Below are 1,430 nucleotides of genomic sequence, written 5' to 3'. Positions count from 1 at the left end.
GGTTTAAGTGGCGAAGAGCAGATCCAGTTTTTGGATGAGAGTATCCGTTCGTACAACACCTTGGTTATCCCGGTGAACAGCGAAGTAAACGAGCAATTTTTAACCCCGCTTGAGCACAAGATCGAAGCAGCATTTGCAACAGGGTACGATGCCGTTTCCGCATTGCCCGAACTGGATCTTTTTAACTGGATCGGCAAATTTTTATATGGCTTTGTATACATCGAAATGCATTCGGCCTTACGCAAGGAAATGACTGCTGATGGTTTAAATATGTCGCAATCGTTAATGATGAAATTTGCCAATCTGAATTTCATGATGCAGAACCTGTATACCAGTCTCGAGTTTGAAGATTTTTCACCATGGTCTATCACGGTAGTGAAATTAGAAAACGGAGAAACACCGTTCAGTTTCCGTGATGAGATAAACACTTTAACCTTCTCGTTAAAAATGAAAGATTTTGGGATCATCGCCTGTTTACAGGATAATGGTACCAATAAACGCTATCATCAGGATATCATCAACGAAATAAAAGGAAAAGCTTTAACCGCCGAACAGTTTGAAGAGCTGAGTGCGCGTTTTTATTACTCTGCCTACCTGTTTAACCGCTTGCCTGAGTATACTTTTATGCCAGTAGAAGGCACCACTTATATCGAAGCCATGCCTTTACGCGGCAACATGACCAAACCGCTTTTTGATGTTTGGCAACATAAAGTATATGCGCAGGTATTGGAAAATTTCTGGAAACCCTGGGGTTATGTGGTATTCGAGATTATTAAAAACCCTGATGAGCCGAAGAGTTTCTTTGAGAAACCCTATTTGCCTACGGCGGGGTAATAAATTCAGGTCGTCACCCTGAATTCATTTCAGGGTCTATCTTGCATGAAAGATGCTGAAATAAATTCAGCATGACGGTCGCGTGCGAAAATTATCTCCCTCCTGTTAACATCGTAATAAAGTTCTGCAAAATACCCGGGACAAAAATGATGGTAAAAATCAATCCGGTTAAGGCACCAAAAAAGTGTGCATCATGATTGATGTGGTCTCTCGAATTGCGGGAAGCATAAGCACAATAAATTAAATACAAAATCCCAAAAACTACAGCAGGAATGCCGATAGGAATAAACATGATGTAAATTTTAGACATTGGATTAAACAAAATATAGCTAAAAAGCACCGCACTAATGGCTCCGGATGCACCAAGGCTATTGTAGTTAAAATGATCTTTATGTTTAATAACGGTGGGTAGATCACTTAGCACCAACCCCAGAAAATACAGTAATCCAAACTGCCAGCTCCCCATTAATCTTTCCAGTGTAAAGGCAAAAGCATAGAAGGTAAACATATTAAAAAACAGGTGCATCCAATCTGCATGCACAAGCCCGCTGGTAATCAAGGTATATACATTCTGTCCTTTGGATACACTATACGAT

At 40.3% G+C, this 1,430-nt stretch carries 2 protein-coding genes; one reads left to right on the top strand and one right to left on the bottom strand.

Features of this window, described 5'->3' with window-relative positions:
• The coding region (locus AC1DPQ_RS27610) for a hypothetical protein (protein WP_477611545.1) at positions 1-834 on the top strand (834 nt) is incomplete at its 5' end.
• A 91-nt stretch (positions 835-925) separates the two neighbouring features.
• Here the strand turns inward: AC1DPQ_RS27610 and AC1DPQ_RS27605 are convergent.
• Positions 926-1,430 (bottom strand): rhomboid family intramembrane serine protease (locus AC1DPQ_RS27605; protein WP_477611544.1); only part of this gene is annotated, 505 nt, incomplete at its 5' end.

This window comes from Pedobacter sp. 01T416_2, from assembly GCF_056398925.1.
Note: the sequence above shows the minus strand (reverse complement) of the source record. Positions and strands in the feature narration are given on the sequence as shown.